Raw genomic sequence first — 2639 nt, forward strand, 5'->3', positions numbered from 1 at the left:
GTATTTTATCCAAGACATATGGGCTAAAATTCGTAGGTTAACCCTACTTTGTAATTTCTTCCTGGTGCCGTAAATCTTTCAATGCCAACCCCTTGGTCATCTACCATAGAGTTGACGTTTAATTCTGCTAACGAACGCAAGTTGTCCCATGGAACATATTTAGCATTAAATAAATTAAACACCCCTGCTGATAGTTTTAAATTAGAACCTAGTCTTTTACTGCCATAAACATCATATACATAAGCCGATTTAGACTTATCAATGTGCTTATAAGGAGCAATGACATTTTCATAAGGCATGTTATAACCATTTGATTCTAAGGTAGCTACTTTTGCGTCTTCAGCATGTTTTCTGCCTAAATACCTTAGATTCGCAGACAGTTGCCAATCCTTTTTAGGGGCTTCATAACCTAACCCGAATGTGACATTCAAAGGCTGAGTCGCAAGTAAGTTGGTTCCTTTATCAGTTTTATCTTTGGCATAACTTAAATTAGCAATTACTCGAATATCTCCTTCTAGGTCAGCAAGCTGTCCAACATCCCATACGCCTCCTAAACGCAATCCATAAGTCTCTGCGTCACCAATATTTTGGGCGCTGAGTATATTTATAGAAAGGGGTGAACAAACCGGTTGGCCGGTCGAATAATCTTCATAGCATCGTTGTTGTTCCTCTTGAGAATTCAACAAACTGATAAAGTCACTATATTTAGTATAGAAACCTATAGCTGTAAAACTTAAATCTTGAAACTGGCCAGACAAGCTAAGTTCATGATTGATAGATTTCTCAGGCTTAAGATGAACATTGGGCGTCAAACTGTTTCCCATCATCTCAAATGCTGAATACATTTGGCTGGTAGCGGGTGCCATGAATCCTGTAGATAGCTGATACTGGGTCTGTAAATATGGGCTAAGTTTGTAGTTTATGGAAAACATCCCTCCTATATTGTCCATTTTATTATTGTGATCAAACTCGCCATTCTCATAATCAATACGTACCGGATAATATTTGCTCGCCTTCTCGATGCCTTTTTTATTGATTTCATCCATATAGGGTTTGTAGTTATAATTGTCATACCGAAGTCCAATCGTCGTATCGAGCTTTTCCGTTAAATTTATTTTGTCTTGAATGGCCACATTGAAGATATCTTGCTTCACTGAGGGCCCAATAAAATCGTACCAAGAACTGGGGTTGCCTGAAGAAGGAATATAAGTTTCTTCTAAGGTCAATCTATGGTCCGTCTTTGCATATTTTGTATTAACTGACAAAGTATGAGAGCCTAGCTTCTCAGTTTCTAACGGTAAGCTTGTTGCCTCTATACTTAGTTGTATGGTTTTGTCCTCTTGAGGCCGATGCATCACTCCATCTACCCTATAAGAGTCAGATCCCCATACTTGGCTATAAGTTTCTGTATTAGCCACTCCTGTAATTTTTTGCTGAGTTAAAGTGGTATTGACCTCATCTATGAACTCACTAGTAATAGGTAGGTATCTATGACTGATGCCATAACTTTCTAATTCTGCAGTATCCTTACCAATTCTTGAAGCAAAAGTCTTTCTGGTAAAGTTATTGGATACTCTATCCGTTTTTTGTTTAGTGGCATGAAAACCTAATCGGTTTTCTTCGTTCAAATGGAGGTATAACTTTGCTAACGTTGCCTCTGTTGTATAACTTAATGGGTCAGGTAATATTGCTGCTGTATTAGATCTGTATCCTGTAGAGGGATATTTATAGTCTGGATCATTGATAAAATCATAGGCAGGATCTAGTTTGTTTTTATCGAAATCTAACATTCGGTGATTTTTTGTTTCATGTCCTTCACGATGCACATAATTAATTATTGCCTCAACCTTATCGTTTTTCCCTGCTAAACCAAAAGCGTTACTAAATTCTTCATTGCTATTGCTATAACCTGTTTTGATATAACCACCAAGTTGACGATCAGGTCTTATTAAATCTTCTGGGTCTTTGGTCTTGAAACTAACAGACCCTCCCATTGCACCACTACCAGAATTAAAAGAGTCCGCCCCGACTTCAAACTCCACCTCTGACAGAAGCTCTACATCGGGTGAAAATCGACCCTCAAACATATATCCATAAGCTGAAAATATTTCATTGACTTGCTTATCTGGCAAGCTAACGCCATCTAAGTTTAAAGCTACCCTATTGCCATCTACCCCTCTGATGGCGTAGCCATTGCTACCATATCTTCCTGCATCTGCCACACTTATATCAGGGTTATAACGGACTAAATCTTTATCACTGTCAATTAGGTTGTCTGATATCGTCTTGGCCGTTTTAAGGTCGTCCCCTACATTTATAGGGGGCTGCTTATTAGCATAAACAGTTATCGTGTCCATATGTAACATCGGTAAGTTTTCTTCTTGGTGCTGAGTATCCGCAATGGCTGATTGATACATCAAAGTTCCAACAAGAATACTTAATAGGGTTTTAGACTTACCTTTAAGACTAGGTATATATATCGACTTCTTATAAGTTGAATCCTCGTGCATTCCAAATTTCCTATAGTAAAAATAAGCACAATTTTCTTCACATCAGCCTCGTCGTCAAAGGAAATAATATTAATTGTTAATAACATTGCTGATAGTTTCTTCATATAATAAAACAATATAGTTACATTG

General features: G+C 37.6%; 1 protein-coding gene. It reads right to left on the reverse strand.

Annotated features, from left to right (window positions below; genetic code table 11):
* Window positions 1–23: 23 nt before the first annotated feature.
* Entirely contained in the window at window positions 24–2510 is a 2487-nt protein-coding gene (locus JMX82_RS14045) for a TonB-dependent hemoglobin/transferrin/lactoferrin family receptor (protein ID WP_227676820.1), read from the reverse strand.
* Window positions 2511–2639: the final 129 nt, after the last annotated feature.

Origin of the sequence: Psychrobacter sp. 1044, assembly GCF_904846525.1 — a bacterium.
Classification (GTDB): Bacteria; Pseudomonadota; Gammaproteobacteria; order Pseudomonadales; family Moraxellaceae; genus Psychrobacter.

What these genes read in the sequence shown, in the direction of transcription:
- JMX82_RS14045 (WP_227676820.1), bottom strand. Translation starts at nt 2,510, where the DNA reads ATGCACGAGGATTCAACTTATAAGAAGTCGATATATATACCTAGTCTT.